The organism is Flavobacterium sp. RHBU_24 (assembly GCF_046613695.1).
GTDB lineage: Bacteria > Bacteroidota > Bacteroidia > Flavobacteriales > Flavobacteriaceae > Flavobacterium.
Genome location: NZ_JBKJHD010000002.1, coordinates 269350 through 296337, shown reverse-complemented (window position 1 = coordinate 296337; position 26988 = coordinate 269350). Strand labels below are relative to the sequence as shown.

General features: G+C 43.5%; 31 protein-coding genes. 8 read left to right on the top strand and 23 right to left on the bottom strand.

What is annotated here, in order from left to right:
* Positions 1-11: 11 nt before the first annotated feature.
* From rplN to rpsL, 16 genes are all read right to left on the bottom strand, one after another.
* A complete protein-coding gene (rplN, locus tag ACLI09_RS03815; protein WP_014166275.1) occupies positions 12-380 on the bottom strand; it encodes a 50S ribosomal protein L14 in 369 nt (122 codons plus the stop codon).
* Between the two features lie 2 nt (positions 381-382).
* On the bottom strand, positions 383-643 hold the full coding sequence (gene rpsQ / locus ACLI09_RS03810) for a 30S ribosomal protein S17 (protein WP_411418258.1): 261 nt from the start codon (positions 641-643) through the stop codon (positions 383-385).
* Between the two features lie 17 nt (positions 644-660).
* Positions 661-852, bottom strand: a complete 192-nt coding sequence (rpmC, locus tag ACLI09_RS03805; RefSeq protein ID WP_411418257.1) for a 50S ribosomal protein L29 — start codon at positions 850-852, stop codon at positions 661-663.
* A gap of 12 nt (positions 853-864) precedes the next feature.
* A complete protein-coding gene (gene rplP / locus ACLI09_RS03800) occupies positions 865-1284 on the bottom strand; it encodes a 50S ribosomal protein L16 (RefSeq protein WP_411418256.1) in 420 nt (139 codons plus the stop codon).
* A gap of 21 nt (positions 1285-1305) precedes the next feature.
* Positions 1306-2073, bottom strand: a complete 768-nt coding sequence (gene rpsC / locus ACLI09_RS03795) for a 30S ribosomal protein S3 (protein ID WP_411418255.1) — start codon at positions 2071-2073, stop codon at positions 1306-1308.
* A 5-nt stretch (positions 2074-2078) separates the two neighbouring features.
* Positions 2079-2495: a 50S ribosomal protein L22 gene (rplV, locus tag ACLI09_RS03790; RefSeq protein ID WP_411418254.1), complete on the bottom strand. Its 417-nt coding sequence runs from the start codon at positions 2493-2495 to the stop codon at positions 2079-2081.
* A 5-nt stretch (positions 2496-2500) separates the two neighbouring features.
* Positions 2501-2779, bottom strand: coding sequence for a 30S ribosomal protein S19 (gene rpsS / locus ACLI09_RS03785; protein ID WP_014085019.1), 279 nt, complete (start codon positions 2777-2779; stop codon positions 2501-2503).
* 10 nt (positions 2780-2789) lie between these two features.
* On the bottom strand, positions 2790-3614 hold the full coding sequence (gene rplB / locus ACLI09_RS03780) for a 50S ribosomal protein L2 (RefSeq protein ID WP_411418253.1): 825 nt from the start codon (positions 3612-3614) through the stop codon (positions 2790-2792).
* Positions 3615-3620: 6 nt separating this feature from the next.
* Positions 3621-3911: a 50S ribosomal protein L23 gene (rplW, locus tag ACLI09_RS03775; protein WP_411418252.1), complete on the bottom strand. Its 291-nt coding sequence runs from the start codon at positions 3909-3911 to the stop codon at positions 3621-3623.
* A gap of 6 nt (positions 3912-3917) precedes the next feature.
* On the bottom strand, positions 3918-4547 hold the full coding sequence (gene rplD / locus ACLI09_RS03770; protein WP_411418251.1) for a 50S ribosomal protein L4: 630 nt from the start codon (positions 4545-4547) through the stop codon (positions 3918-3920).
* Positions 4547-5164 (bottom strand): 50S ribosomal protein L3, encoded by a 618-nt coding sequence (gene rplC, locus ACLI09_RS03765; RefSeq protein WP_411418250.1) that lies wholly within the window; start codon positions 5162-5164, stop codon positions 4547-4549. Before rplC ends, rplD begins: the two co-directional genes overlap by 1 nt.
* 237 nt (positions 5165-5401) lie before the next feature.
* Positions 5402-6370, bottom strand: coding sequence for a hypothetical protein (locus tag ACLI09_RS03760; RefSeq protein WP_411418249.1), 969 nt, complete (start codon positions 6368-6370; stop codon positions 5402-5404).
* Positions 6371-6485: 115 nt separating this feature from the next.
* Positions 6486-6791 (bottom strand): 30S ribosomal protein S10, encoded by a 306-nt coding sequence (gene rpsJ / locus ACLI09_RS03755; RefSeq protein ID WP_020213633.1) that lies wholly within the window; start codon positions 6789-6791, stop codon positions 6486-6488.
* A gap of 12 nt (positions 6792-6803) precedes the next feature.
* Complete coding sequence (gene fusA / locus ACLI09_RS03750) at positions 6804-8927, bottom strand: elongation factor G (protein WP_411418248.1); 2124 nt, start codon at positions 8925-8927, stop codon at positions 6804-6806.
* A 23-nt stretch (positions 8928-8950) separates the two neighbouring features.
* Positions 8951-9427: a 30S ribosomal protein S7 gene (gene rpsG / locus ACLI09_RS03745; RefSeq protein WP_116787120.1), complete on the bottom strand. Its 477-nt coding sequence runs from the start codon at positions 9425-9427 to the stop codon at positions 8951-8953.
* A 26-nt stretch (positions 9428-9453) separates the two neighbouring features.
* A complete protein-coding gene (gene rpsL, locus ACLI09_RS03740; protein WP_411418396.1) occupies positions 9454-9867 on the bottom strand; it encodes a 30S ribosomal protein S12 in 414 nt (137 codons plus the stop codon).
* A gap of 188 nt (positions 9868-10055) precedes the next feature.
* Between rpsL and ACLI09_RS03735 the strand changes: the two genes are divergently transcribed.
* The 6 genes from ACLI09_RS03735 to rlmB all read left to right on the top strand — a co-directional run bounded on the left by ACLI09_RS03735 (position 10056) and on the right by rlmB (position 18661).
* A complete protein-coding gene (locus tag ACLI09_RS03735) occupies positions 10056-11720 on the top strand; it encodes a hypothetical protein (protein ID WP_411418247.1) in 1665 nt (554 codons plus the stop codon).
* A 288-nt stretch (positions 11721-12008) separates the two neighbouring features.
* Positions 12009-15134: a SusC/RagA family TonB-linked outer membrane protein gene (locus tag ACLI09_RS03730; RefSeq protein WP_411418246.1), complete on the top strand. Its 3126-nt coding sequence runs from the start codon at positions 12009-12011 to the stop codon at positions 15132-15134.
* A 12-nt stretch (positions 15135-15146) separates the two neighbouring features.
* A complete protein-coding gene (locus ACLI09_RS03725; protein WP_411418245.1) occupies positions 15147-16592 on the top strand; it encodes a SusD/RagB family nutrient-binding outer membrane lipoprotein in 1446 nt (481 codons plus the stop codon).
* A 13-nt stretch (positions 16593-16605) separates the two neighbouring features.
* Positions 16606-17340 carry an immunoglobulin-like domain-containing protein gene (locus ACLI09_RS03720; protein WP_411418244.1) on the top strand — a complete coding sequence of 245 codons (735 nt, stop codon included), beginning with the start codon at positions 16606-16608 and terminating at the stop codon, positions 17338-17340.
* 15 nt (positions 17341-17355) lie between these two features.
* Positions 17356-17862 (top strand): lipid-binding protein, encoded by a 507-nt coding sequence (locus tag ACLI09_RS03715; protein WP_411418243.1) that lies wholly within the window; start codon positions 17356-17358, stop codon positions 17860-17862.
* A gap of 61 nt (positions 17863-17923) precedes the next feature.
* Positions 17924-18661 (top strand): 23S rRNA (guanosine(2251)-2'-O)-methyltransferase RlmB, encoded by a 738-nt coding sequence (gene rlmB, locus ACLI09_RS03710; RefSeq protein ID WP_411418242.1) that lies wholly within the window; start codon positions 17924-17926, stop codon positions 18659-18661.
* A gap of 228 nt (positions 18662-18889) precedes the next feature.
* Here rlmB and ACLI09_RS03705 read toward each other — a convergent pair whose 3' ends face one another.
* Positions 18890-19681: a rhomboid family intramembrane serine protease gene (locus tag ACLI09_RS03705; RefSeq protein WP_411418241.1), complete on the bottom strand. Its 792-nt coding sequence runs from the start codon at positions 19679-19681 to the stop codon at positions 18890-18892.
* A 118-nt stretch (positions 19682-19799) separates the two neighbouring features.
* Between ACLI09_RS03705 and ACLI09_RS03700 the strand changes: the two genes are divergently transcribed.
* Both ACLI09_RS03700 and ACLI09_RS03695 read left to right on the top strand, forming a co-directional pair.
* Entirely contained in the window at positions 19800-21077 is a 1278-nt protein-coding gene (locus ACLI09_RS03700; RefSeq protein WP_411418240.1) for a replication-associated recombination protein A, read from the top strand.
* 116 nt (positions 21078-21193) lie between these two features.
* The gene (locus ACLI09_RS03695; protein ID WP_411418239.1) at positions 21194-22492 is read left to right on the top strand and encodes a leucine-rich repeat domain-containing protein; all 1299 of its coding nucleotides are present in this window, start codon (positions 21194-21196) and stop codon (positions 22490-22492) included.
* 151 nt (positions 22493-22643) lie between these two features.
* Here the strand turns inward: ACLI09_RS03695 and ACLI09_RS03690 are convergent, their stop codons facing one another.
* The 6 genes from ACLI09_RS03690 to ACLI09_RS03665 are packed head-to-tail and all read right to left on the bottom strand — an operon-like array spanning position 22644 to position 26947.
* Positions 22644-23423, bottom strand: coding sequence for a hypothetical protein (locus ACLI09_RS03690; protein WP_411418238.1), 780 nt, complete (start codon positions 23421-23423; stop codon positions 22644-22646).
* A 2-nt stretch (positions 23424-23425) separates the two neighbouring features.
* Positions 23426-24115, bottom strand: a complete 690-nt coding sequence (locus ACLI09_RS03685; protein ID WP_411418237.1) for a YjjG family noncanonical pyrimidine nucleotidase — start codon at positions 24113-24115, stop codon at positions 23426-23428.
* Positions 24116-24117: 2 nt separating this feature from the next.
* Positions 24118-24606 carry a hypothetical protein gene (locus tag ACLI09_RS03680; protein ID WP_411418236.1) on the bottom strand — a complete coding sequence of 163 codons (489 nt, stop codon included), beginning with the start codon at positions 24604-24606 and terminating at the stop codon, positions 24118-24120.
* Entirely contained in the window at positions 24599-25864 is a 1266-nt protein-coding gene (locus ACLI09_RS03675) for an ABC transporter permease (protein WP_411418235.1), read from the bottom strand. Before ACLI09_RS03675 ends, ACLI09_RS03680 begins: the two co-directional genes overlap by 8 nt.
* Before the next feature lie 3 nt (positions 25865-25867).
* Entirely contained in the window at positions 25868-26494 is a 627-nt protein-coding gene (locus tag ACLI09_RS03670) for an ABC transporter ATP-binding protein (RefSeq protein ID WP_411418234.1), read from the bottom strand.
* A 54-nt stretch (positions 26495-26548) separates the two neighbouring features.
* Positions 26549-26947 (bottom strand): hypothetical protein, encoded by a 399-nt coding sequence (locus tag ACLI09_RS03665; protein WP_411418233.1) that lies wholly within the window; start codon positions 26945-26947, stop codon positions 26549-26551.
* Positions 26948-26988: the final 41 nt, after the last annotated feature.

Genomic DNA, 26988 nt, shown 5'->3' with positions numbered 1-26988 from the left:
TTTTATAACAATTAAAGCACTTCAGGTGCCAGTGATACAATTTTCATGAATTGTTTTTCACGAAGTTCCCTTGCTACAGGACCAAAAACACGTGTACCCCTCATTTCACCGGCAGCGTTCAACAACACGCAAGCGTTGTCATCAAACCTGATGTATGAGCCGTCGGCACGACGCACTTCTTTTTTGGTACGTACAACAACTGCGGTACTAACGGCGCCTTTTTTAACGTTTCCGTTAGGCGTTGCGTCTTTTATTGCCACCACAATTTTATCTCCAACAGAGGCATAACGACGTTTCGTTCCTCCTAAAACACGGATGGTTAAAACTTCTTTAGCTCCCGTGTTATCTGCTACTTTTAGTCTCGATTCCTGTTGTACCATAATTACTTCGCTCTTTCAATGATTTCAACTAACCTCCAACATTTTGTTTTACTTAAAGGCCTTGTTTCCATGATCTTTACAGTATCTCCTATGTTACAGTCGTTCGTTTCGTCGTGTGCTACAAACTTCTTAGTTTTTAGTACGAACTTGCCATATAATGGGTGTTTTACTTTCGTAGTTTGGCTAACCACTATTGATTTTGCCATCTTGTTACTGGTAACAACACCTATACGCTCTTTTCTTAAATTTCTTTTTTCTTCCATCTTTCAGCAGAATACAATTATTGTAACTCTCTTTTGCTTAGCTCAGTGGCTACTCTTGCGATACTCCTGCGTACAAACTTAATTTGTAGTGGGTTCTCAACTGGTGAGATAGCGTGGGCTGATTTTAGGTCGGCATATGTTTTCTGTAATTCACCAAGCTTACTTTGTAACTCAGCTGCAGATAGATCTTTAATCTCTGATTGTTTCATAATAAAAATAGATTATACTTCGAAATCTCTCGCAACAATAAATTTAGTTTTTACAGGTAGCTTTTGAGCTGCAAGGCGTAATGCCTCTTTTGCTACTGACAAAGGTACTCCGCCCACTTCAAACATTATGCGTCCCGGTTTTACAACAGCTGCCCAGTATTCTACGGCACCTTTACCTTTACCCATACGTACCTCAAGAGGTTTTTTGGTTATAGGCTTATCCGGGAAAATTTTAATCCACAATTGACCTTCCCTTTTCATAAAGCGGGTTGCGGCAATACGCGCAGCCTCAATTTGACGGGAAGTGATAAAAGACGAATCTAAAGATTTTATACCAAACATACCGTTAGAAAGCTCGTGCCCCCTTTGAGACACGCCCTTCATCTTACCTTTCTGTACCTTACGGTATTTTGTTCTTTTAGGCTGTAACATTTTTCTTTAGTTTAAAGGTAATTACTTTCTTTTGCGCTGGTTTTGGTTTGGCTTACCATCGCCCCTGTTTGGCCTTCCGCCTTGAGGGCGATCATTACGGTCTTGAGATCCTGAAGGTTTAGACTGTTTTTTGTCCATTCCTACTAACGGGGAAAGATCTCTTTTACCATAAACCTCACCTTTCATTATCCATACTTTGATACCCATCCTACCGTAAGTAGTGTGGGCTTCAGCCAAAGCATAGTCAATGTCTGCCCTGAAAGTTGATAGAGGAATCCTGCCTTCTTTGAACATTTCAGAACGTGCCATCTCAGCACCGTTTAAACGGCCAGAGATCATCACTTTTACACCTTCTGCATTCATGCGGATGGCGGCAGCGATAGCCATTTTAATAGCCCTCCTGTAAGAGATACGGCTTTCAATCTGGCGGGCAATACTTGTACCTACAAGGTAAGCGTCAAGTTCCGGCCTTTTAATTTCAAAGATGTTGATTTGAACCTCTTTGTCTGTAAGCTTCTTAAGTTCTTCTTTTAGCTTGTCTACCTCCTGGCCACCTTTACCGATAATAATACCGGGACGGGCAGTGGTGATAGTAACGGTTACAAGCTTAAGCGTCCTCTCGATGATTACTTTACTTACACTAGCTTTAGATAAACGGGCATGGATATACTTCCTGATTTTATAATCTTCAGCAATTTTATCGCCGTAATCATTTCCACCATACCAGTTAGAATCCCAACCCCTGATGATACCAAGGCGATTTCCTATCGGATTTGTTTTTTGTCCCATACTGTTTATGAATTGCTTTGTGTATTATTGTTTGCAGCTCCAAGCACGATTGTTACGTGGTTAGAACGTTTTCTTATCCTGTGGGCGCGGCCCTGTGGTGCCGGCCTAAGCCTTTTTAGCATCATTCCGCCGTCTACCCTTATTTCTTTTACAAAAAGGGCCGCTTCTTCAAGGCTTTCTTCTGCATTTTTTTGCTGCCAGTTGTTAATGGCGCTTAAAAGCAGTTTCTCTAGCTTGCGAGAGGCTTCTTTACTGTTAAATTTCAATATATTAAGGGCTAATTCTACTTTCTGTCCCCTTACCAGGTCAGCTACAATGCGCATTTTCCTTGGTGAGGTAGGGCAGTTGTTCAATTTTGCAAAAGCAATTGACTTATTAGCCTCTTTTCTTGCATCTGCTGCTTCTCTTTTACGAACTCCCATTGCTATTATTTTTTACCTTTGTTTTTAGCACCAGCGTGGCCCCTGAAAGAGCGTGTTGGTGAAAATTCTCCTAATTTATGACCTACCATGTTTTCTGTAACATAAACCGGTACGAATTGACGACCGTTGTGTACTGCGATAGTTTGCCCAACAAAATCCGGGGTAATCATAGAAGCGCGAGACCAGGTCTTAACCACACCTTTGTTACCTTTTTCGATATTTTCCTGAACTTTCTTATCTAGCTTATAGTGTACGAAAGGTCCTTTCTTTAATGAACGTGCCATATCTTACTTATTATTTCTTTCTACGTTCTACGATATACTTACTACTAGGGTTAACTTTAGAACGAGTCCTGTATCCTTTAGCCGGAAGACCTTTCCTAGAGCGTGGGTGTCCGCCCGAAGAGCGTCCTTCACCACCACCCATCGGGTGATCTACCGGGTTCATGGCTACTGGCCTTGTCCTTGGCCTACGGCCTAACCAACGGCTCCTACCTGCTTTACCGCTTACGATAAGCTGGTGGTCTGAGTTAGAAACAGCTCCTATGGTTGCTGAACAGGTAAGAAGGATTAACCTTGTTTCGCCTGATGGCATTTTGATAGTAGCATATTTTCCGTCCCTTGCCATAAGCTGGGCAAATGTACCTGCACTACGTGCAATTACAGCTCCCTGGCCCGGGCGTAGTTCGATGCAAGATATAACAGTTCCCAAAGGAATTTTACTTAGCGGAAGGGTATTACCTATTTCCGGAGCAGCATTCTCTCCTGAAGTTACGGTTTGCCCTACCTGAAGTCCGTTTTGTGCAATTACATAAGTTTTAGCACCATCTGCATAATATAAAAGCGATATAAATGCAGAGCGGTTAGGATCATACTCTATTGTTTTAACCGTAGCAGGGATACCCGCTTTTGTACGTTTAAAATCAATAAGGCGATACCTTTGTTTGTGACCACCGCCTGTATAACGCATGGTCATTTTTCCTTGACTATTTCTACCTCCAGAGTTATTTTTCGGTGCGAGTAATGAACGCTCCGGCTTATCAGTTGTAATAGTGTCAAAGCTATTCACAACTCTAAATCGCTGACCCGGGGTAATAGGTTTTAATTTTCTAACTGACATGTCCTATTAGATATTATTGTAAAAATCTATCGTTTCTCCTTCTTTTACCTGAACAATTGCTTTTTTATAAGCGCTTGTTTTTCCTGAGATTAAACCACTCTTAGTGTATTTAACCGATCTATCAGCCCTGTAGTTCATGGTATTCACTTCAGTAACAGATACTCCGTAAGCAGCCTCAACGGCATTCTTAATTTGTATCTTGTTTGCTTTTTTGTTAACCACAAAACCAAAACGGTTAAATATTTCGCCGTCTTTAGTTATTTTTTCAGTGATGATAGGTTTAATTATGATGCTCATAGCCTATTATTTGCTTAAAGTTTCTTCTATTCCTGCTAATGAACCCTCTAAAAGCACTAAGCTGTTTGCGTTAAGAACGCTGTAAGTGCTTAATTCTGAAGAAGTTATAACACTGGTAGCCTTCAAATTGCGTGAGGACAAATATACATTTTTATTTGTATCTCCCAACACAAATAAAGATTTTTTGTTATCTAACCCTAAAGCTTTCAAAACGTTAATGAAATTTTTAGTGCTTGGAGCGTCAAACTCGAAGTTCTCAACCACTACTAAATTTGATTCTTTCGCTTTTAGTGCCAGTGCCGATTTACGGGCAAGGCGCTTAAGGTTTTTGTTAAGCTTAAAGCTGTAGCTCCTTGGCCTTGGGCCAAAAATAGTACCACCACCTTTAAACAATGGGTTTTTAATAGAACCCGCACGGGCAGTACCAGTACCTTTTTGTTTTTTAATCTTGCGTGTACTACCTGTTACTTCAGCTCTTTCTTTAGCTTTGTGGGTACCCTGGCGCTGGTTAGCAAGATATTGCTTAACATCAAGGTAAACAGCGTGCTTGTTAGGCTCAATTGCGAATACTGAATCAGAAAGGGTTACCGTCCTGCCAGTTTCTTTTCCGTTGATATTTAATACTTTTACTTCCATTACTTCTGAATGATTACGTAAGAGTTTTTGTGTCCTGGTACAGCACCTTTTATTACTAAAAGGTTTTTATCAGCAACCACTTTTAAAACTCTAAGGTTTTGCACTGTTACATTGTCTCCTCCTGTTCGCCCAGCCATGCGCATTCCTTTAAATACCCTTGATGGATAAGAAGATGCACCTACTGAACCCGGGGCCCTAAGACGGTTGTGCTGACCGTGTGTGGCCTGGCCTACACCGCCAAATCCGTGGCGTTTTACAACACCCTGGAAACCTTTACCTTTAGACACTCCCTGAACATCTACAAATTCGCCTTCTGCGAACAAATCTACAGTGATAACATCACCAAGTTTGTACTCTGTTACAAATTCTTTGAATTCAACGACTTTTTTCTTAGCAACAGTACCTGCCTTTTTAAAGTGGCCGGCTTCCGATTTTACGGTTTGCTTTTCTTTTTTGTCATCGAAACCAAGTTGTAACGCTTCATACCCGTCAACCGCGTTGGTTCTGACTTGGGTAACAACGCATGGGCCAGCTTCGATTACCGTACACGGGATGTTTTTCCCGTTTTCGTCGAAAATACTGGTCATGCCGATCTTTTTACCAATTAACCCAGACATAGATTATTATTATTAATTAATGAAACCCCTTCAATTTGAAATAACGGAATACTCCAAACAGGGGTGCAAAAGTAATTATTATATTGAGATAATCAAACACTTACAAAAAAATAAATGCAAAATATTTGATATTCTGCAAATAAGGGCTGTTGCATTACCCTAAAAATGATTTTTGTGGGGTAAATAAAAAATCTCCGAAGTAGTTAACTTAGGAGATTAAATATGAGCTATAAGAAGTTACAGCTTATTGCTAATGCCCGCGGGTTTCATTTCTACCTTATGCGCATACAGGACAATAGCGGGAGCAACGAGGTCGCTTTTGTGAGGTGTGGTAAAAAACATAGTAGCAAAGTCAAAAGTAAGCCATTCATTCATGTTAATCATATCTTTACTAAGCTCCTTAGTATTCAAATCCCTTGTTTTTGAATAGAAACTAGATTTTTCAGATAGTTGGAATTTAAGCTTCGTACGGTTATCGTCTTCAGGAACTACAACTGCCCCGCCCGCATCATAGTAACTTAATAACTGCACCCAGACAAACAGTTTTTTAGTCGCGGCCAGGTAAAACGCCTCCGGTAAAACCACCTCTACCCTACCTTTATCTTTTGGATTAAGGTATAGCGTATCGGTTGCATATACTATATCACCGGCTTCTGCAAACTCACGCCCTTCAGCAACAGGATGTTCGCGAAATTCAGTAAAATTTATTCTATAGGCTGTTTTAAACTTTACCTTCTCTACATAAAAAGCCACTTTATCCAACATCAGCTTTTGTGGTGAGCCATTTGCAATAACAAGCCCATATTCTAAATCGCTACTCAATTGGCGCGACCTGCGTTTCACAAACCGATTGGTTTCACCTAAAATAACTTCTTTATCTTTCTTCCTTCCTATTACTACCTCGTCAAGATAAATGGTTTTCTTAGACAGGAAGACTACAGAATCCCAATGCTTCCTCAAAAAGCCTTTGCTCTCATAATCTACCCTTGAGAACGCGATGGAATCAAACTCCGTTTTTTCATCTACAAAGGTCGCGGTGTCTTTTGAGGTGATGCCACTAAGCACTACTTGCTTATCTTTATAGAGCGCATAATTAACATTCTCTACAATTTCGAAGGTGTCATTATCGACGGTTACAAACGCCTGGCTAAAGGCAAAACCACGTATAAGCAGACATAAAAACAACAGGCGGGCGGGAATCTTCATTACTTAATTAAAGTTGGTTGACCGCTAAAATACATAATTTTTTAAACGCCTGAATATCCGAAACAAAAAAACCCCACGCAAATTGCATGGGGCTCATTTATATAAGGCGATATTATCACACTTTTATCTCTACTTCTACACCACTTGGTAGCTCTAATTTCATTAGGGCATCGATGGTTTTAGAAGATGAACTGTAAATGTCAAGTAGCCTTTTGTAAGAGCTAACTTCAAACTGCTCCCTAGATTTTTTGTTTACGTGCGGAGAACGCAGTACGGTAAAAATCTTTTTGTGGGTAGGCAACGGAATAGGACCCGTTACTACAGCGCCTGTACTTTTTACAGTCTTAACAATCTTCTCGGCAGATTTGTCTACCAGGCTGTGATCGTATGATTTTAATTTTATTCTTATCTTTTGACTCATTGTTGTTGTAAATTAAGCGTTTCCTTTAGCTTTTTTGATAACTGCCTCTGAAATGTTAGAAGGTGTTTCTGTATAGTGAGAGAACTCCATTGTAGAAGTAGCCCTTCCTGAAGAAAGCGTCCTTAGCGTAGTTACATAACCAAACATCTCTGATAGTGGAACAAAGGCTTTGATGGTTTTAGCACCGGCCCTGTCGCCCATATCATTAACCTGGCCACGACGACGGTTAAGGTCACCTACGATATCACCCATATTCTCTTCCGGAGTAATTACTTCCATTTTCATTATCGGCTCAAGGATAACAGCACCGGCAGCACGGCCAGACTCTTTGTAACCCATTTTAGCAGCTAATTCAAAAGAAAGCGCATCACTATCCACCGGGTGGAATGATCCGTCAAGAAGTGTTACTTTAAGGCTGTCTACTTCATAACCGGCAAGAGGGCCTTGTTTCATAGCAGCTTTAAATCCTTTCTCGATAGATGGGATATATTCTTTAGGAACGTTACCACCTTTTACCTCGTTGATGAACTGAAGCCCAACAACACCTTCGTCTGCAGGTTCGATCCTGAACACGATATCAGCAAATTTACCACGTCCACCAGATTGTTTTTTGTAAACTTCCCTGTGTTGTGCAGCCCTGGTAAACGCTTCTTTATATTCAACCTGGGGCTCGCCCTGGTTTACTTCAACTTTAAATTCACGACGCATCCTGTCTACAAGGATATCAAGGTGAAGCTCGCCCATACCAGAAATAATGGTTTGGCCAGACGCCTCATCTGTTTTAACCTGGAAGGTAGGGTCTTCCTCTGCAAGTTTTGCAAGGGCCATACCCATTTTATCAACGTCTGCTTTAGTTTTAGGCTCAATTGCGATACCAATTACCGGAGCAGGGAAATCCATACTCTCCAGTACAATTGGGTTTTTCTCATCGCAAAGGGTATCACCTGTTTTGATATCTTTAAAACCTACCGCTGCACCAATATCACCTGCCTCGATATACTCGATAGGGTTTTGCTTGTTAGCGTGCATCTGGTAAATACGGGATATACGCTCTTTGTTGCCACTACGTGTGTTAAGCACATAAGAACCTGCATCAAGACGGCCAGAGTAGGCACGGAAGAATGCAAGGCGGCCCACATAAGGGTCGGTAGCAATTTTAAACGCAAGTGCAGCAAATGGCTCTTTAACGTCTGGCTTGCGAAGTATCTCCTCATCAGTATCAGGGTTAGTACCCGTGATACCTTCTTTATCCATTGGAGAAGGAAGATATTTACAAACCGCGTCAAGCATAAACTGAACACCTTTGTTTTTGAAAGAAGAACCACATATCATCGGGATGATAGACATATCGATTGTTGCTTTCCTTAGCGCGTTGTTGATTTCGTCTTCTGTGATAGAATTTTCATCTTCAAAGAATTTCTCCATCAACGTTTCGTCATACTCAGCAACAGCCTCTATAAGGGCAGCCCGGTACTCACGTACTTCATCTACCATATCCGCAGGTATGTCGATAATATCAAAAGTAGCACCCTGGGTAGCATCATGCCACACGATAGCCTGGTTTTTAACAAGGTCTACAACACCTTTAAAATCTTCCTCTTCACCTATAGGCAGTGTAATAGCTACAGCGTTAGACTTTAGCATATCCCTTACCTGCTGGCACACGTTAAGGAAGTTAGAACCCTGGCGGTCCATTTTGTTAACAAAGCCCATACGCGGCACTTTGTAATTATCGGCCAGCCTCCAGTTAGTTTCAGATTGTGGCTCTACACCATCAACCGCGCTGAAAAGAAACACAAGGCCATCCAGTACCCTAAGTGAACGGTTTACCTCTACAGTAAAGTCAACGTGGCCCGGGGTATCGATAATGTTAAAGTGGTAAGGAAGCGTTTCAGGAATTGGCTTACCCTGGTTTGTAGGGAAATTCCAGCTACATGTAGTAGCAGCAGAAGTAATGGTTATACCCCTTTCCTGCTCCTGGGCCATCCAGTCCATAGTGGCAGCACCATCGTGCACCTCACCTATTTTGTGAGATTTACCGGTGTAAAACAAAATACGCTCTGTAGTTGTTGTTTTACCGGCATCAATGTGTGCAGCAATACCTATGTTTCTTGTGTATTTTAAATCTCTTGCCATTTTATTTTTTCTTTATGCTTTAATTAAAATTTAAAGTGAGAGAACGCTTTGTTAGCCTCAGCCATTTTGTGCGTATCCATCCTCTTTTTAACAGCAGCACCCTCTTCTTTGGCAGCAGCCAAAATTTCGTTAGCCAGCCTTTGAGCCATAGATTTTTCGTTTCTCCTCCTTGCATAAAGTATCATCCATTTCATAGCCATGGATATTTTCCTGTCCGGACGAATTTGCATTGGTATCTGGAAGGTTGCACCACCTACCCTGCGGCTGCGTACTTCTACGTGCGGCATTACATTGGTAAGGGCATCTTTCCATGTTTCAAGAGCAGACTTTTCTGCATCTTGTTTTTTGTTCTCTACAATTTCAATAGCATCATAAAATACTTTAAAAGCTGTAGATTTTTTACCGTCCCACATTAGGTTGTTCACAAAACGTGTTACCAGTTGGTCATTAAATTGGGGATCCGGTAAAAGTGGTCTTTTTTTGGCCTGTCTTTTTCTCATGTCTTTCTTTTAAAAGCTTTTAATAATTACTTTTTCTTACCTTTTGTAGGTGCCGCTGCCGGTTGTCCTGGTTTAGGGCGCTTAGCACCGTACTTAGACCTGCGCTGAGTCCTGCCTGCAACACCTGCCGTATCTAACGCACCACGAACAATGTGGTACCTTACACCCGGTAAGTCTTTTACCCTTCCGCCTCTAACTAATACTATCGAGTGCTCTTGAAGATTGTGCCCCTCTCCCGGTATGTAGGCATTCACCTCATTACCGTTAGTTAAACGTACCCTTGCAACTTTACGCATTGCAGAGTTAGGTTTTTTAGGAGTAGTAGTATACACACGTGTGCAAACACCCCTCCTTTGAGGACAAGAATCCAAAGCAGCCGATTTACTCTTCTTAGTTATCTGGGCTCTCCCTGTTCTTACTAATTGTTGAATTGTTGGCATAATTAATACTAAAAATTTCTTTTGTTTAAATATCCCGCTTTTTACGGGGTTGCAAATGTAAAAATTATAATTTACAAAACAAACCATAATACATTAATTTTCAATCACCTTAAACACAAACAGGTAACCGCATATTATTTACAGCATATTTACGTTATTTTTACAGCGGTACAAAGCCACGCCGTTTCTTGAAAAAACTACTACTTATATATACACTGGTATTATGCACCGTTTCGGCAGGCGCCCAAAACCTGTACCTGAAAGCGGAAGGAAGCACAAAAGCCGAAACATCGGTGCTCGATTCGCTGGCCTACGCCAAAGTACACCCCAATGCAAAGGCTGTGCAGGACGAAGCCCAAAGCCTTTCTGCCCGGCTGTACCGTTCAGGCTATCTGGAAAACCGCATTACCGGCAACCTTAAGGCAAATGATTCTACCTTTATATTCAGTTATGCGCTGGGAAGTAAAACCACATCACTCCTTATATACACAACATCGCTTAGCGCGGCAGAAAAAATGCTGCTCACCATCACTACCGATACGCTCACTTTGCCGTTTAACGATGTAGAAGCCTTTATGAACCGTAATCTCGCCCTGCTGGAGCAAAGCGGCTATGCCATAACCACATTGCAGCTTATAGATTATAAAAAAGAAGGCAGCAGGCTAACGGCACAACTGAAACTCTCCGTCGAAAAAAAACGTACACTGGATGATATAGTATTAGAGGGCTACCCGAAATTTCCTGAAGGGATACGCCGCAACATAGCCCGGCAGTATAAGGGCAAGGCATTTAATAAGGAAAACCTGCAGCGCATTCACAACGATTTCACTAACCTGCAGTTTGTAACCCTGCCCCGCTACCCCGAAATACTCTTTAAACAAGACACCACCAAGGTATATGTGTACCTGGAAAAAACCCACCCCAATACCTTCGACGGTTTTATAGGCTTTAGCAACGACGACCAGAGCAAGCTACGCTTTAACGGCTATCTGGACCTGCTGCTGAATAACGTGCTTAACAGTGGTGAAAAATTTAACCTGTACTGGAAAAACAACGGCGAACAGCAAAGCACCTTTAACCTGGCGCTCGAATTGCCCTACCTGTTTAAAAGCCCCATAGGCGCCAAGGCCGGGCTTAAGATATTTAAGCAGGACAGTACCTTCCAGAACACGGTGACCGACCTTAACCTGGGGTATTACTTTAGCTACAACTCGCGCCTGTTTGCAGGCTATCAGAGAACACAAAGTACCGACATACAAAATACCGATAACAGCACCCTGAGCGACTACAACAGCAAATTCTGGACGGCAAGCTACGAGCTGGACATTTTTAACCCGGTCGATTTACTCTTCAGGAGAAAGACCGTACTTAACGCAAAAGCCGGTACCGGCAGCCGCGACAGCAAGGTCGGAAACACGGGCCAGTATTTTGCACAGTTAAATATTTCGCATAACCTGTACCTCAGCCCGAAGAACAGCGTAAATATTAAAAACCAGAGCTTTTACCTTAACAGCAGCAACTACATTACTAACGAGCTGCAGCGCTTTGGCGGCATCAACTCCATACGGGGGTTTAATGAAAACACATTGCAGGGCAACCTTTACAGCCTTATTATGGCCGAATACCGCTACATGGCCGCGCCTAACCTCTACATACACTCTATTACCGACTATGGTTATGCCCAGGACGAGGTTACCAATACTAAAAACCGCATGCTGGGGCTGGGCTTTGGGTTCGGCCTGTTAAGCGGCAATGGGCTGTTTAACCTTATCTACGCAAACGGCACCGCAAATAACCAGACTATTAAGCTTTCCAACTCAATTGTTCACATAAGTTTTAAAACTTCTTTTTAAATACACTGACCCTTAACCGATTAGCAAACAACGCCTGACCACTTCCTACACGATAGCGTTAGCATAACCTAATTCCTTAAAAATCAGTATGCAAGCATAGTTTATTTTTTAATTTTAACATTTATGTTATATTTTTAACAAGTAAAAAGACCATTTTATCTAAAAATTATCACAAAAAATTAGTTTCAGTTAAATTAAAGTTAGATATTTGGGATTGACTAACTCAATTTTAATTCACTAATGAAAAGTAGACTAACGTTTTTGTTGACGCTCCTCGGCGTGTTAACGATGCAAATTTCATTTGCACAGGAAAGGACAGTTTCCGGTACTGTTTCAGACGAAACCGGATTCCCCATCCCGGGGGTGAGTGTATTGGTAAAAGGCACTACTACAAGTACAACTACAGATTTTGACGGGAAATTCTCCATCAGCGCCACACCACAGCAAACACTCGTGTTTAGCTACATAGGTATGGGCGCAAAAGAAGTATCTGCGGCACAAACCACGGTAACGGTAAGCCTTGCCAGTACGGCTACAGAACTTGAGGGCGTGGTGGTAACGTCGCTGGGTATTAAGCGGGAAAAACGTGCGCTGGGTTATGCAACCACCACGGTAAGCAACCAGCAACTTACGCAGGTTGTAAACACTAACCCGCTGGAGTCGTTATCGGGCAAAATTGCAGGTGTGGATATTTCTGCGCCCGCCACACCGGGAGCCTCCCCTAAGGTTGTAGTGCGCGGGTTTAGTTCGATTACCCAATCTAACGGGCCACTGTATGTGGTAGACGGTACACCTTTAAACAATTCGTTTACAGGCTCTACAAGTTCTACACGGTCGTATGACGGGGGGTCGGGTATTAACGACATAGACCCTAACAACATTGAAAGCATGACGTTTCTTAAGGGAGCCGCAGCATCTGCCCTTTATGGGTCAAGAGCCTCAAACGGTGTTGTTATTATTACTACTAAAAGAGGTAAACAGGGGCAAAAAATCAATATCGACTTTACCTCTACGATGGAGTTTAACCAGGTAGCGCGTATTGCACACACCCAAAACGAGTTTGGCCAGGGCTGGAACGGGCAGGGTTACTCATCGCTCTCAAGCGGCCTCGGGCCGAGTAATGAAAACGGGTCGTGGGGTCCGGCTTTTAACGGCGAAGTAAGGCCGTGGGGCACCATATACAACAACAGCCAGCAGATAAAACCTTATGTTGCGCTTGAAGACAACGTAAGAGACTTTTATGACACAGGCTACCTGCGCACAAACAGTATTAACCTGAATGGCGGCACCGATATGGCCGATTTTTCGTTAAGCTTTAGCGACCTTAACAGTGATGGTGTTGTACCTACCGACGCAGACAAATACCTAAAAAGGACACTTTCATTTAACGGTGGGATACACGGCAAGAAATTTGGCGTACGAACATCAATTACCTACACTAATAAAGACCAGAATGTTGTAAATACCGGTCAGGGCGATGACGCAGGGCAGGGCAGCACGCTACAGCAGGATTTGATGCAGATACCCCGGGATATAAGTATAGTAGACCTTTCGGATTATAAAAACAACCCGTTTAACACACCGAGCTACTACTTTACCCCTTATGCTACAAACCCATATTTTGCTATTAATGAAAACTCTACAAACGTTAAGGGCAATAACCTGCTGGGTAATGTAAACTTAAATTATAAAATTACCGATGAATTAACAGCGGCATGGCAACTGGGCGGTAATTACCGTAACGAAAGTATAAAAAGCTATGGTGCCATTGTTAACTACCTCAGTGGTTCACCGCAGGACCTTGCCGCCGCAAACCCTGTTGTGGGCGGGGTTACAGAAAGCCGGGTAGAGCGCAGCGAGTTTGACACGTTTTTTAACCTTAACTACCTTAAAGACCTCAGCGAGAAATGGAAACTTGATGCTACTGTGGGTTTAGAGTATAATAAAAGGGAAAGCAATTCTTTTGCGGCATCGATTACAGCGCTGGACGTAGCTAATTTTTATGAAATAACTAATAGTGCAAACCGGCCTACTGTCACGCAGTCTAATACATTCAGAAGGACCATGGGTTACTTCGGCCAGGCAGAAATTTCATATGAAAACAAATATTTCCTTACGATAAGCGGCCGGAACGATACCTCATCAACCCTTGCGGTAGGCAATAACTCCTATTTTTATCCGGCAGCATCGGTTAGTGCGGTAGTTATCGATTCTAATACCAGCTTCTTAAAATTAAGAGCGGGCTACTCTCAGGTAGCATCAGATACTGACCCATATGCTACCCAGTCTGCGCTTATACCGGGCGCTGCAGGGGCAAACTTTGGCCAGGTGTTGTCGCCCCTTGGTGGTGTAAACTATTATGAACTGGGCACATTAGGCAATGCCGGCCTTAAGCCCGAAATGACTAATGAGGCAGAGGTGGGTGTTGAAGCTAACTTTTTTTCCGGCAGGATAACCGTAGATGCTTCTGTTTACAACAGTAAAACTAAAGACCTTATAACCGGCGTTCCGTTAGACCCGTCTACAGGATACCAGATACGGTATGATAATATAGGTACTGTTGAAAACAAAGGTATAGAACTTGCACTGGGCCTTACCCCAATAAAAACGCCTGATTTTAGCTGGACGCTTAACTATACGTTTACTAAAAACAAGAATGAGCTGACCGAGCTTAACAGCGAAACCCGCATAACAATAAACAGCGCTTATGGCATTACCTATGCCGCAGAAGAAGGCAGGCCACTGGGAGCGTTTTTTGCAAGGGTGCCACAAAAAAATGATGCAGGGCAGTATATTGTGAACCCAGATACCGGCTATTATGTACCTACAGATGATGTAGAATACATAGGCAACAGCCAAAGGGATTTTGTAATGGGCCTGCAAAACACATTTAAATACAAAAATTTTGCCCTTGCATTTGCATTTGACTGGAAACAGGGCGGCGAAATGTACTCATATACAAAAAGGCTTAACCACTTTGTGGGTAATGGTATAGAAACAACTTATAATGACCGTGCACCGTTTATAATACCTAATTCGGTAATAGAAAACAGCGACGGAACCTATTCTGAAAACACTACACCAATAAGTTTTGAAAATATTACTAACTACTGGGGCAACACCTCTAACAACCCGGGTATAGAGCAGGGGCATATAATAGATAAAACATTTGTAAGGCTTCGGGATATGAGTTTTTACTACACCTTCCCTACCGCACTTACAGACCGCATGGGCATTACTAGGCTACAACTGGGCTTATATGGTAAAAACCTGTTTTTATGGACACCGGGCGATAACCCTTACGTAGACCCGGAAACCGGCACCTACGGCAACGACCTTTTCAGCGAGTTTGGCGAATTTGGTTCTAACCCTTCCCAAAGGGCTTACGGTGCAACCCTTAAATTATCATTCTAAAAAAATTGTAACATGAAAAAACTAATATTAACATTTAGCGCGGCAGCCTTACTACTTTCTTGTAGTGATGCCGACTTTGATATTAACCGCGACCCCGATGCCCTTACTCCTGAGAGTGTAACCTTAAAAGCCGAGCTTCCCGCAGGTATTGTAGGCCTTGCTGCAGGAGAAAACGCATTTTATGGACTTATAGGCGGCTTCTGGGCACAGTACTTTACCCAAGGAAACTCGAGTAATCAATATAAAAATATAGATGAATATTCTATAGGTACCGCAGATTATAATGGCGGCTGGACTGCCGTATACGACGGCCTTGGCGATATAAGGAACGTTAAGAGGATTGCCGAAGAACAACAAAACTGGAATTATTATCTTATCGCTACTATACTTGAAGTTCAGGCTTCTCAAATAATGGTAGATTTTTATGATGACATTCCATATACCGAAGCAAATAAAGCTCCAGAAATTCTTCAGCCACATTTTGAAACCGGCGAACAAGCCTATGACATTATGGTTTCAGACCTTAAAGAAGCGCTGGCTATAGACCTGTCTACATCATTAGCAGACGGCCCTGCAACAGATGATTTTGTTTTTGGCGGCGATATGGACAAGTGGAGGGCGTTTGGCAACAGCCTTTTACTTAAACTTTACCTGCGCCAAACCGAAGCACGGCCGGATGTAGCCCAGGCAGGTATTACCGAGCTTCTAGCTTCAGGCGCTGTATTTCTTGCTGAGGATGCAGCGGTTACGCAGTTTGAAGATGCACCGGACAGGAGTAACCCACTGTATGAAACAGACAGGAGGCAGCTTAATACCACAATTAATATAAGGGCAAGCCGCACACTTTTTTCTTACCTTGATGAGAACAGCGACCCCAGGATGACTGACTTTTATAATGCAGGCAATCCGCAGAACCAGGGCGATTTTAACAGCACCGTTGCACAAACATCTATTTCGGTGGTTAAGCTTAACGCGATAGACCCTGTGTATTTTATGAGCGAGGAAGAGAGCCTTTTCTTACAGGCCGAAGCACTTGAACGGTATGCCGGTGGCGCCGGTGCTAAAGCAGCTTATGATGCCGCTGTTACAGCTATGTTTGATAAATATGGTTATGACGCTTCGGAATTTATCGCGGCCGGTGGCGCTTATGAATATTCTGATACAGGAACATTTGATGAAAAACTGGAAGCCATAATTACCCAGAAATGGACAAGCTTCTTCCCCGGCAATGGCTATGAAGGCTTTTTTGAGCAAAACAGGACAGGATACCCTGAAATATCTGATGTACCGCAAACCGATGAGGCCTATGTTCCCGGAGAATTTGCTTACGGTATAAATGGTGTTACCGGCGGTGAGTTCCCTAAAAGGCTGGTTTATCCTACCATAGTTGTAACCAGAAATTCAAATGCCCCATCGTTAGTACCTATTACTACACCGGTTTGGTGGGATGTTAACTAATAAAAATTGAATCATGAAAAAAATAATAATACTGGCATTTTTTGCCTCCCTGCTCTGGTCTTGCGATGACGACAGCACAGCCGGCGTTAGTAAAGTAACTAACTACCCGGTACTTACATTACTGGGCGACGATTTTTTAATTATACCGGTAGGTACCGCTTATACTGACCCCGGAATTACAGCTACCGAAGATGGCGTAGATATTGAATATATTACAACCGTTAACGGTGCGCTGCTTGGCACCACAGGTACAACAATAAATACCGCGGTAGCCGATGATTATACCATTACTTATACCGCTACAAACCAGGATGGTTTTGATGCTTCGGTATCAAGAAGGGTCATAGTGGTGCAAACCGGTGACCTGGTTACCGATATTTCAGGGCTATATACCGCTACTGTGGTACGAAATGGTGTTTCAGGTGCCCAGTATACAGATATGGAATATGTACTGATAGCTCCCTCAGGGCCTAACCAGTACAGGCTGTCTGACGGTATAGGCGGATATTATGACATTGGCAGGGCTTATGGCGCGGGCTATCGTGCCCCTGCTACCATTAACGCTGTTAATATTCCCGCTGATGAGTTTACTATCCCTGACTTTGAAGTAGGCACATTTGGCGGAGGTGTTGAAATGACATCATTTATAGTAAATGAAAATGACGGATCTATAGACTTTTCTGCTGACTGGGACTCCGGTACCACAGTCTATACCTTTGAGGTACATTTAGAGCAGGTACAATTATAACTATACACATATATTATGAAAAACATAAAACAGAACATAAAGTTACTTTTTGCGGGGATTTTTACCCTGGCATTACTTACCGCGTGTGATGAAACCGGAGATACCGACCCGGGTGGCACCGCTACCGAAAAATTTGCCGGAGACTGGCACATAATCGCGCTGGAAAATGACGGTGCAACTCCGGCTTTTGGCGGAGGCTACAACCTTTATTCTACCTATAACGCGTCATCAAACGATGAAAATTTCTGGATTGATGACCACGACTCATGGATGGAAATAAAATCTAAAGTGCAGGGCAACAGCAGCAACCTTACATTTGCAGGCCAGCCCGAGGCAGAAGAATTGTATACGGGTGGAACAGTAACTGTTTCAAATGGTAAAATACTTAAAAAGGCAGCTACCTCTTTTGGCGGCCATGAAGTAGACAGTATTTACTTTGAGGCAGAATTTGACTGGGATCCGGGTGTGGTGTATAAGTTTGCAGGACATAAAAGAACGGGCTTCCTTGAAGACGAACTTTAATATTTGGTTAGTTAAATGAAGAACCATCCCTTCGGGGGTGGTTTTTTTATACCTTTGCCCCATGGAAAAAGATCATCAGATATTTGGCATACGCGCCATTATAGAGGCAATAAACGCCGGTAAGGAAATAGATAAGGTTTTTATACAAAAGGATGCCCAGGGCGACCTCATGAAAGATCTTATGAAGACCATGAAGCAAAAAAGCATCAATTTTAGCTATGTGCCGGTAGAGAAGCTAAACCGCCTTACGCCAAATAACCACCAGGGCGCGGTGGCCAGCATAGCCCCCATAAAATTCCACGACCTTGAAACGCTTGTGGAGCAGGTGCTGGAAAGCGGCCGCACGCCACTCTTCCTGATACTGGACCAACTGAGCGACGCGCGCAACTTTGGCGCCATCATCCGTACCGCGGAGTGTACGGGTGTAGACGGCATTATTGTTCAAAAGCAGGGTTCGGCGCCCGTAAACGGCGATACTGTAAAAACCTCAGCGGGTGCGGTGTTCAATGTGCCTATTTGTAAAGTAGAGCATATTAAAGATGCTATTTTCCACCTTCAGGGCTCGGGCATTAAAACCATAGCCGCTACCGAAAAGACCGAGGAAACGATTTATGATATTTCTTTTAAGGAGCCTTTGGCCATCATTATGGGTAGCGAAGACCGCGGCATTAATCCGTCCGTCCTTAAAATTGTTGACGAAAAAGCAAAACTGCCTATGTTTGGCACCATCGGCTCACTTAATGTATCAGTAGCCTGTGGGGCTTTCTTGTATGAAGCAGTGAGGCAAAGGGGCGAGTAGGCAGTGTTCAGTGGCAGTAAGCAGTATGTTCACTCGGTTATTTAGTCACCTCATCCCTCAAAAGGGGAATAGCTTCACTCGATTGTTTCGAGCGTATCTTTTCCATTTCGACTAAAGCGCAGCAGACACGAGGCTATAGCCGAACTGGCGAAGCAATGGAGAAATCTCAATGAAGAAACTCAACATAAAAAAAAACAGTCACACTTCAACAAGCATGACTGGTTTTTTTTATGCACCACCCCCTCCCCTCTCCGGCACATATACATAAGTATAATTCACAGGTTGGTTCATAGCCGGCGGTGGCGAAATTATTTCATAATCTACTACCTCTATATCTTCAGGCTTGGGTGGGTTTATAAAATTGCCCTTGGCGTCAAAGCGCTTCATGAACGGGTCTTTACTGGCATCAAAATCAGGCCGCTGCCAGTCGTATACAATAGGCTTTTGGTATTCTTCGGCTTCATATACCCGACTGAACAGCATCCCTGCAAGGAAACCGCCCAGGTGGCCTTCCCAGCTTATCTCATTATCCACCCCCGGAAAAACATACCACACCATGCCACCATACAATACGGTTACGAGCATAGATAATGCCACGAGGCGGTAGTAGCCGGTTTGTATCCCCTTAAAAAAGATAAAACTCACCAGCGCATATATGAGTCCGCTTGCGCCAATGTGGTAACTGCCGTCACGCCCTATGAGCCACGTAAACGCCCCGGAGAGTAATATGCCGTATGTAATGACCTGTAATGCGTGCTTGCGGTAAAAAAAACGCATGCCTGCCACGAGTACAAATAGTGGTATGCTGTTATTATAGAGGTGCTCCAGGTTACCGTGCAAAAACGGGCTCAGTATAATGCCGCGCAGCCCGGTTAACGTGCGGGGCAGTATGCCATAATCGTTAAGGTAGATATGAAAACGCACCTCTACCCAGTATACTATCCACAGCAGCAGCACAAAGGCGAGCGGCCAAAGTATGACAGAGGGCGAGAATTTAAACCTGTCGTAGTCGTTCTTCATGCGATAGGCACATCAAAAAAGCCACCAAATTTTTTTACTGTTAAAATGTCAGCAACTGCTTTGCGGTTTTAGCATTTACCAAACATTTATCTTTAAGATAAATCCGTAATTTTACGCTATGGAAGCACCTTTGGCAGAACGCATACGCCCGCAGCATTTATCAGAATACATCAGCCAGCAGCACCTTGTAGGGCCTAACGGCTCGCTTACGCACCAGATAGCGCGGGGCATTATTCCCTCACTTATTCTTTGGGGGCCGCCCGGCACGGGCAAAACCACCCTGGCACAGATTATGGCGCAGGAAAGCCAGCGCCCGTTTTACGTGCTGAGCGCTATTAATGCAGGTGTAAAAGACGTACGCGAAGTGATAGATAAAGCCAAAAAAGGCGGTGGTATCTTTACCGCTAAAAACCCCATACTGTTTATAGACGAGATTCACCGCTTTAGCAAATCACAGCAGGATTCGCTGCTGGCGGCGGTAGAAAAAGGCTGGGTTACACTTATAGGTGCCACTACCGAGAACCCCAGTTTTGAGGTTATTCCCGCGCTACTTTCCCGCTGCCAGGTATATGTATTGAACCCATTTACAAAGCAAGACCTTGAAGCCCTGCTGCACCGCGCTATGGAAGCCGACAGCTATATGAAGGCTAAAAACATAGCCCTGAAGGAAACAGAGGCATTGCTCCGGCTAAGTGGTGGCGATGGCCGAAAACTGCTGAATATTTTTGAGTTGGTTGTGAATGCCAGTGAAGGAGACGATATTGAAATAACCAACGACCGTGTGATGCAGCTCGCGCAAAAGAACACCGTTTTGTATGACAAAACGGGCGAGCAGCACTATGACATAATTTCCGCTTTTATAAAAAGCATGCGCGGCTCTGACCCTAACGGGGCGGTATACTGGCTTGCCCGGATGATTGAAGGCGGCGAAGACCTTAAATTTATAGCCCGACGTATGCTGATTTTAGCCAGTGAAGACATAGGAAATGCCAACCCTACCGCGCTTATTATGGCGAATAATACGTTTCAGGCGGTGAGTACTATAGGCTACCCGGAATCGCGCATACTACTGAGCCAGTGCGCCATTTACCTGGCTACGTCGCCTAAGAGCAATGCCAGCTACATGGCCATAGGCAAAGCCCAGAGCGTTGTAAAGCAAACCGGCGACCTGCCCGTGCCGCTACACCTGCGTAATGCCCCTACCAAGCTCATGAAGGAGCTGGGGTATGGCGACGATTATAAATATGCCCACGATTTTGACAACAATTTTGCCGAGCAGGAGTTCCTGCCGGACGATATAAGGAACACCCCATTTTACGAACCCGGCAACAACAGCCGGGAAAACAGTACAAGAGAGTTTTTAAGGAACCGGTGGCGAGGGAAGTATGGGTATTAGAAGTAAAGGGTGGGTCCATAACATAGCTCTTTAACCAGAAAAATACCTGTAAATAGGTATTTTTTACTATGGTGCAACTGTATATATTTGGCTTAAAACCAATAAAATACACAGTTATGCACACAAAATTATTTTTACTATTTACTACATTGTTTTCGCTTTCCCTAAATGCCCAAAACGTAAACATTCCCGATGCTAATTTTAAAAATTACCTGGTAACAAACCCTGAAATAAATACTAATGGCGATGGTGAGATACAAGTTAGCGAGGCTGCGGGATTTAGTGGAAGTATTTCCTGTGATAGTCTAGAAATAAATGATTTAACAGGTATTGAAGCATTTACTTCGATAACAGCCCTAAATTGTGACACGAACAACCTAACGTCTTTAAATATAAGTACTAATACAGCACTCATAGTATTATCATGCCAGGTAAATGATTTAACCTCATTAGACATAAGCAACAATATTTCTTTAGCCAGCTTACTGTGTGGCGCTAACAATCTTACGTCTTTAAATGTTAGTAATAATGCTAGCCTGACTTTTTTAGATTGTGGTGGAAATAATATAAGTACTTTGGATTTAACGGGCGCAACACAGTTATCTACCTTAAATTGTGTTCTAAACGGCTTAACAACCCTAAACATTAGTAATAACCTTGTTTTGCAAGAACTTATCTGTGCATCAAATTCTCTTACCAATATTGATGTTTCAAATAACACGCTACTTAGAGTACTTTGGTGCGCAAACAATCTTCTATCCTCAATTGACGTAAGCAATAACTCCAATCTCGAAACATTTCAAGCAGGTCAAAATATGTTTACTTCCTTAGATGTAAGTAATAATACGGCACTATGTGCCCTTGAATGTCATGAAAATCAATTGACCGCCATTGATGTTAGTCATAACCCTGATTTATGTTATCTTACCTGTTTTAATAACCAGATAACTTCAATTGACGTAAGTGGAAATAGTACTTCGCTTTATTCATTAAATTGTGAAAATAATAATTTGAACTATCTTAACGTAAAGAATGGCAACAATACAGCTATCTCATACTTTTGGTCTGCTGGCAACCCTAACCTCTTTTGCATTGAAGTAGACAACCCGGAATACAGTTTAGCTAACTGGTCTAATAAAGACCCTTGGGCAAGTTTCAGCGAAAGCTGCACAGCCGGCAATGAAGAAATTGGCGTAATAAACGATATAATGTTTTACCCGAACCCTGCTAATGATATACTGAACATCCCCGCCATGGAAAACGGAACAATAACACTGGCCGATATGAGTGGCAGGAATTTTACTGTGAAAGTAAACAACCACACGGCTGACATCACTAACCTGGCTGCTGGCTGCTATATTATGCAAATAGCAATAAACGGCAATACCAATAATAATATAATTATAGTTGAATGAGTCCTTAAAGCGACGAAGCTGCTAAGCCCCTTAGCAGCTTAGCTTTTAGGAAGTATAAAGTAGAAATGGCCGCAGTTTAACCGCAGCCATTTCTTATTTAAAGCTTTGAGCCACTAAGCGGCTTAGAAGCTAAGCAGTTCAGCACCTTCCCCTAAAACTTAATATCAAGCTTTTCGCTTACCAGTGTATCGTTTAGGTAATATTCAAAATACCAGTCGTTGCCTTTTTTAAATACCACACCGTTTTTAGTATCGCTTACGGCGGTATAGCTATCGGGTTGTGATGTTTTATACATTTTAAGCACCACTTTTGGCGTGGTATCTACCAGTTGGTAGCCGTTTGCTATGGGCTGCGCAAAAAGCTGGCTGCCGGGCACAGTAGCTGCAACGGCCGGCAAGAGCGTAGCGGGGGCAACAGCCGCGGGCGCTACAGGAGTAACGGGCACGGTAGGAGGTGTAACAGCCTGCCCCTGCTGAAAATAAGCGTTTGATGCCGCATCGCCCACATAAGCATATCCGGCGTCATAAAACGATTTGGCTGCCTCGCGAAGCGACTGGTAATAGGCTTTTTGAAAGTCTTTTTCCCTACTAATGCCTTCCTCTGAGGTATACAATACGGTACCGTAACAGTCTTTAATTTCTATATTAATTTTAGTACGCAGCATACCCGACTTAGAATCGAGGCTGCCATATAGGGCACGGCAACGGTTATTAGCCAGCTCGGGCGGCAATTGTTCGTTTGACATAAAAACGGTAAAGCCCGCTTTCTCAAACATCATTCTGGTAAGGGTGTTAAGGTTGTACTTATTAGTTTCTTTAAGAAATTCAAATGTATCGGGTACAATAATGTACTTGTAGTTATTAATTTTTTCTATTTGCGCAAACGATACACTGATTGTAAAAAATGCCAAAAGGCACACTATTTTTTTCATGGCTATAAAAAGTTCTTAAGTTCAAGCAGGTGGTTTACCTGCGGTATAGACGGGTGTGCCTCGGCACGGTGTTCATTAAAAAAAATGGCATCAATGCCGCAGTTAATAGCGCCCTGCACATCGGCTTCTATACAGTCTCCTATCATTATACTGTCGCATTTAAGGGCATTGGCTTTGGCAAGGGCATATTCAAAAATGGCGGGGTGCGGTTTCTTGCAGCCTGCATTTTCGCTGTTTGTTACGGTTTCAAAATATGCGTCAAGCCCGCTGTTTTTAAGCTTTCCCTCCTGCACGGTGTGAAAACCGTTGGTTATAATATGCAGGCTGTAACTGCCTTTCAGGTAATCCAGAATTTCAATGGTGCCGTCATAAAGGTGGTTGTGCATGGGCAATGTTGCCACATATTCTTCCGAAAGCGTGTGGATGAGCATATCGTCCGCATCATAACCAATGGCGGTAAATACATCCTTAAGCCTGCCGTAGCGCAGTTGCTGCTGCGTGATTGTGCCATCGCGGTAGCGCTTCCAGTAGTTTACATTAATCGGTATGTGTGTGGCTACAAATTGCTGCACATCAACCTGCACTTTGTTCTTATGCAGTATATGCTCAAAAGCCAGTGCTGAGTTTTTCTCAAAATCCCACAAGGTGTGGTCGAGGTCAAAAAACACGGCTTTTTTATTGGGTATCTTCATGCTTATTTTTTTACAACTACGGCATTTTCTATGTGGTAAATCCAGTCTTCCACATCAGTGTCGTTATACCGGAATGTGCCCTGGAGGGTAACATACTGGTCGGTCTTAAACTTCTGGCCGTTGTTCTTCAACTTAATACCCACAATGCTTTCCGGGCCTGCCTTACCGCAAAAAAAGCACGACGCAAATACGTTTTTGCTCAGTGCGTAGCTCTTTTCGTCTATCGGAATTACAAAACCGCTCATTACAATTGGCCTGCCCTGCTTTGCCTTTAGCGTAGGGTTTATAACCGGAAACATAACGCCCTCCGGGTAGTCTTTGGTAGGTTTCTTTTTATAATCTATTTGTGCCAAAACCTTCCAGGTCAGCGTATCGGCGTAAGCTGCCGAGGTTGAAGCAAGGGGCTTTGTTACATTATTTTTGGGTGTGCCCAGCGATGCCAGGGTAAGCCCGAGTGCGCCCAATGCAGCTATATAAAATGATTTACGCATTTGCCAGTGTTTTACTAATATTTAAACTATAGGCCTTTACTGCCGGGATTACGGCTGCCAATGTACCTACAAAGATAGTAAGTGCAAACAAATATCCCTCTTTAGGCCACACAAACTCATAAGGGTTAAACGACATTTTAAAGGCCGATTCGCTTGAACCCGAGAGTAAGGCCAACCCAATGCGCCCAACAACCGTGCCGAAAACAAAGCCCGTAACACACAGCAGGAGGCTCTCTATAAGCACCAGCATGAGCAGTTGCACACGGCTTGCACCATTAACGCGCAGGAGTGCAAATTCGTATTTACGTTCTTTCAAGGTGTTATACAACGCAATGAAAATACTGATGCCTGAAATAAACATAATGCCCAATGCTAAATATTGCAGGGCCTGCAACCCAATACCAAACAGCGAGAACAGCCTGTTTATTTCTATTGCGGGGCTTGCGGCCTGCATGTCGCCGTTCATGGCAACAAGATTGGGCCACATTATAATGGCACGCGGGCCTTTAAAAGTTATAAGCGCGGCGGTTATCTCCCGGCCATTACCACCGGTTGTATCTTCTTCATGGGCTTCATGCCAGTGGGCGTCTTTCCTTTCTTCATCCTTATGCTCCTCCCCTATTTCGGGCTCAGCCTCATGGCCGTGGCCTTCGTGCATTTCCCACACCGAGGGAATGCTACACAATATGAGGTTATCAACCACTTTGCCGGATGGCGCGGCAATACCGGTAACCACATAGGCATGGCTTTCGTGAACTTCTCCTTCCGCCGCATCGCCATGGGAACCAAAGAATGTATCGCCTACTTTAAAGTTCATCTTTTGGGCAACCTCGCTGCCTACCACCACGTCAAAATCTTTTTTGAAGATAGCGCCCTTTTCAATCTTTGCATTATAATGCGAAAGGAACACCGGCTCGGTGCCCACAATCCGATAGCCTTTATAGTTATCGCCAAAGGCTAAAGGTACCGCTTCCTTTACCATGGGCGAATGCATAAGCATTTTAGCCTCATCATAGTTAATATTGCCCGTAGGGGCATCTACCTGGTAAATGGCACTTAGTATAAGCTGTAACGGGCTGCCCTTTGCACCAAGCACCATATCGGTACCTGCTATATTATCGCTGAATTTCTTTTCAAACTGCTCCTGCAACAGTATCAGCATGGTAATAATTGCCACGCTGGCCATAAGTAATATAATACTCAGGGCGGTGTTTAAGGGTTTGTACCAAATATTTTTCCAGGCTATCTTGGCTATCATGTCTTAGAGGGATATCTGGTTAGGGAAACGGTCTTTTAGCCGCTGGTCGTGGGTAACGATAATGAGCGCAGTGCCAAATTGCGCTGCCAGCGCCGAAAGCATATCTGCTACAATAACCGCATTCTCATCGTCGAGGCTGCTGGTGGGCTCGTCGGCTAACAGGAGTTTGGGGCTGTTAATGAGCGCCCGGGCTATAGACACACGCTGCTGCTGGCCAATACTGAGTTGGGATGGTAATTTGTCAAGTTGGGTTTCAAGGCCAAGCTGTGTAAGGATTTCGCGTGCTTTGGCAGTTGCCCGTTTTCCGGTTGCCAGCCACGATGCCAATACTACATTATCAAGAACGGTAAGCGCCGCCACAAAATAGGATTGCTGCAATACGATGCCTATGTGCTGCCCACGGAAACGGTCGCGTTTCCTGTCAGCCAATTGGCTAATATCGGCAGTATCAATAAGGATTTTGCCGGAAGCGGGGCGCAGCAAACCGCCCAAAAGGTGCAGCAAGGTTGTTTTCCCTTTGCCCGAACCGCCGGTTATCAGCAGGGTTTCGCCCGCGGCGGCGGCTATGTCCGGAAAGGAAAAATCAGTGCTTTTGCCGTAAGAAAAACGTATATTTTGGGTTAAAACCATGCATCATTTTATAATCATGCAAGATACTTAATTTATACAAATAATTTAAGTGAGTCAGGCCGATTCTGACGCATCCCTGTGGCTTTTCATGTCAAACACAAAAAGGTTTTCGGGCACTGCGTTAGCTTCACTGCCGGTTTCAGAGTAATCGCTAAGGTAAAGCTCATCATTATTGATGGCCATAAGGCAGCGGTTATAAATACTCTCGCGGCTTACAAGGTCCATCCGGTTAAGGTCAAGCCTTATCTCCACAATGGTTTTATGCCTGCCACGGCTATGGTATTCCGGATAGGTTTGATAATTTTCCGTAAGGTTAAAGTCTACCAGTTCCAGTTTGCGGGCTCCCATAAGACTACGTATACGGTCATGCAGGTTTCTGTGCGGCCTAAACTGTGATGCATCGGGCACCGGCAAGCAGTCCCTGCAATAAAAAGTCATAGTGTAATTGCTCATAGCCTCTTTTTAATGTAAAGTTAGGCAAACTATAACATCCT

Coding starts and splice junctions, on each gene's coding strand:
- rplN (WP_014166275.1), bottom strand. CDS start 380: ATGGTACAACAGGAATCGAGACTAAAAGTAGCAGATAACACGGGAGCT.
- rpsQ (WP_411418258.1), bottom strand. CDS start 643: ATGGAAGAAAAAAGAAATTTAAGAAAAGAGCGTATAGGTGTTGTTACC.
- rpmC (WP_411418257.1), bottom strand. CDS start 852: ATGAAACAATCAGAGATTAAAGATCTATCTGCAGCTGAGTTACAAAGT.
- rplP (WP_411418256.1), bottom strand. CDS start 1,284: ATGTTACAGCCTAAAAGAACAAAATACCGTAAGGTACAGAAAGGTAAG.
- rpsC (WP_411418255.1), bottom strand. CDS start 2,073: ATGGGACAAAAAACAAATCCGATAGGAAATCGCCTTGGTATCATCAGG.
- rplV (WP_411418254.1), bottom strand. CDS start 2,495: ATGGGAGTTCGTAAAAGAGAAGCAGCAGATGCAAGAAAAGAGGCTAAT.
- rpsS (WP_014085019.1), bottom strand. CDS start 2,779: ATGGCACGTTCATTAAAGAAAGGACCTTTCGTACACTATAAGCTAGAT.
- rplB (WP_411418253.1), bottom strand. CDS start 3,614: ATGTCAGTTAGAAAATTAAAACCTATTACCCCGGGTCAGCGATTTAGA.
- rplW (WP_411418252.1), bottom strand. CDS start 3,911: ATGAGCATCATAATTAAACCTATCATCACTGAAAAAATAACTAAAGAC.
- rplD (WP_411418251.1), bottom strand. CDS start 4,547: ATGGAAGTAAAAGTATTAAATATCAACGGAAAAGAAACTGGCAGGACG.
- rplC (WP_411418250.1), bottom strand. CDS start 5,164: ATGTCTGGGTTAATTGGTAAAAAGATCGGCATGACCAGTATTTTCGAC.
- ACLI09_RS03760 (WP_411418249.1), bottom strand. CDS start 6,370: ATGAAGATTCCCGCCCGCCTGTTGTTTTTATGTCTGCTTATACGTGGT.
- rpsJ (WP_020213633.1), bottom strand. CDS start 6,791: ATGAGTCAAAAGATAAGAATAAAATTAAAATCATACGATCACAGCCTG.
- fusA (WP_411418248.1), bottom strand. CDS start 8,927: ATGGCAAGAGATTTAAAATACACAAGAAACATAGGTATTGCTGCACAC.
- rpsG (WP_116787120.1), bottom strand. CDS start 9,427: ATGAGAAAAAGACAGGCCAAAAAAAGACCACTTTTACCGGATCCCCAA.
- rpsL (WP_411418396.1), bottom strand. CDS start 9,867: ATGCCAACAATTCAACAATTAGTAAGAACAGGGAGAGCCCAGATAACT.
- ACLI09_RS03730 (WP_411418246.1), top strand. CDS start 12,009: ATGCAAATTTCATTTGCACAGGAAAGGACAGTTTCCGGTACTGTTTCA.
- ACLI09_RS03725 (WP_411418245.1), top strand. CDS start 15,147: ATGAAAAAACTAATATTAACATTTAGCGCGGCAGCCTTACTACTTTCT.
- ACLI09_RS03720 (WP_411418244.1), top strand. CDS start 16,606: ATGAAAAAAATAATAATACTGGCATTTTTTGCCTCCCTGCTCTGGTCT.
- ACLI09_RS03715 (WP_411418243.1), top strand. CDS start 17,356: ATGAAAAACATAAAACAGAACATAAAGTTACTTTTTGCGGGGATTTTT.
- rlmB (WP_411418242.1), top strand. CDS start 17,924: ATGGAAAAAGATCATCAGATATTTGGCATACGCGCCATTATAGAGGCA.
- ACLI09_RS03705 (WP_411418241.1), bottom strand. CDS start 19,681: ATGAAGAACGACTACGACAGGTTTAAATTCTCGCCCTCTGTCATACTT.
- ACLI09_RS03700 (WP_411418240.1), top strand. CDS start 19,800: ATGGAAGCACCTTTGGCAGAACGCATACGCCCGCAGCATTTATCAGAA.
- ACLI09_RS03695 (WP_411418239.1), top strand. CDS start 21,194: ATGCACACAAAATTATTTTTACTATTTACTACATTGTTTTCGCTTTCC.
- ACLI09_RS03690 (WP_411418238.1), bottom strand. CDS start 23,423: ATGAAAAAAATAGTGTGCCTTTTGGCATTTTTTACAATCAGTGTATCG.
- ACLI09_RS03685 (WP_411418237.1), bottom strand. CDS start 24,115: ATGAAGATACCCAATAAAAAAGCCGTGTTTTTTGACCTCGACCACACC.
- ACLI09_RS03680 (WP_411418236.1), bottom strand. CDS start 24,606: ATGCGTAAATCATTTTATATAGCTGCATTGGGCGCACTCGGGCTTACC.
- ACLI09_RS03675 (WP_411418235.1), bottom strand. CDS start 25,864: ATGATAGCCAAGATAGCCTGGAAAAATATTTGGTACAAACCCTTAAAC.
- ACLI09_RS03670 (WP_411418234.1), bottom strand. CDS start 26,494: ATGGTTTTAACCCAAAATATACGTTTTTCTTACGGCAAAAGCACTGAT.
- ACLI09_RS03665 (WP_411418233.1), bottom strand. CDS start 26,947: ATGAGCAATTACACTATGACTTTTTATTGCAGGGACTGCTTGCCGGTG.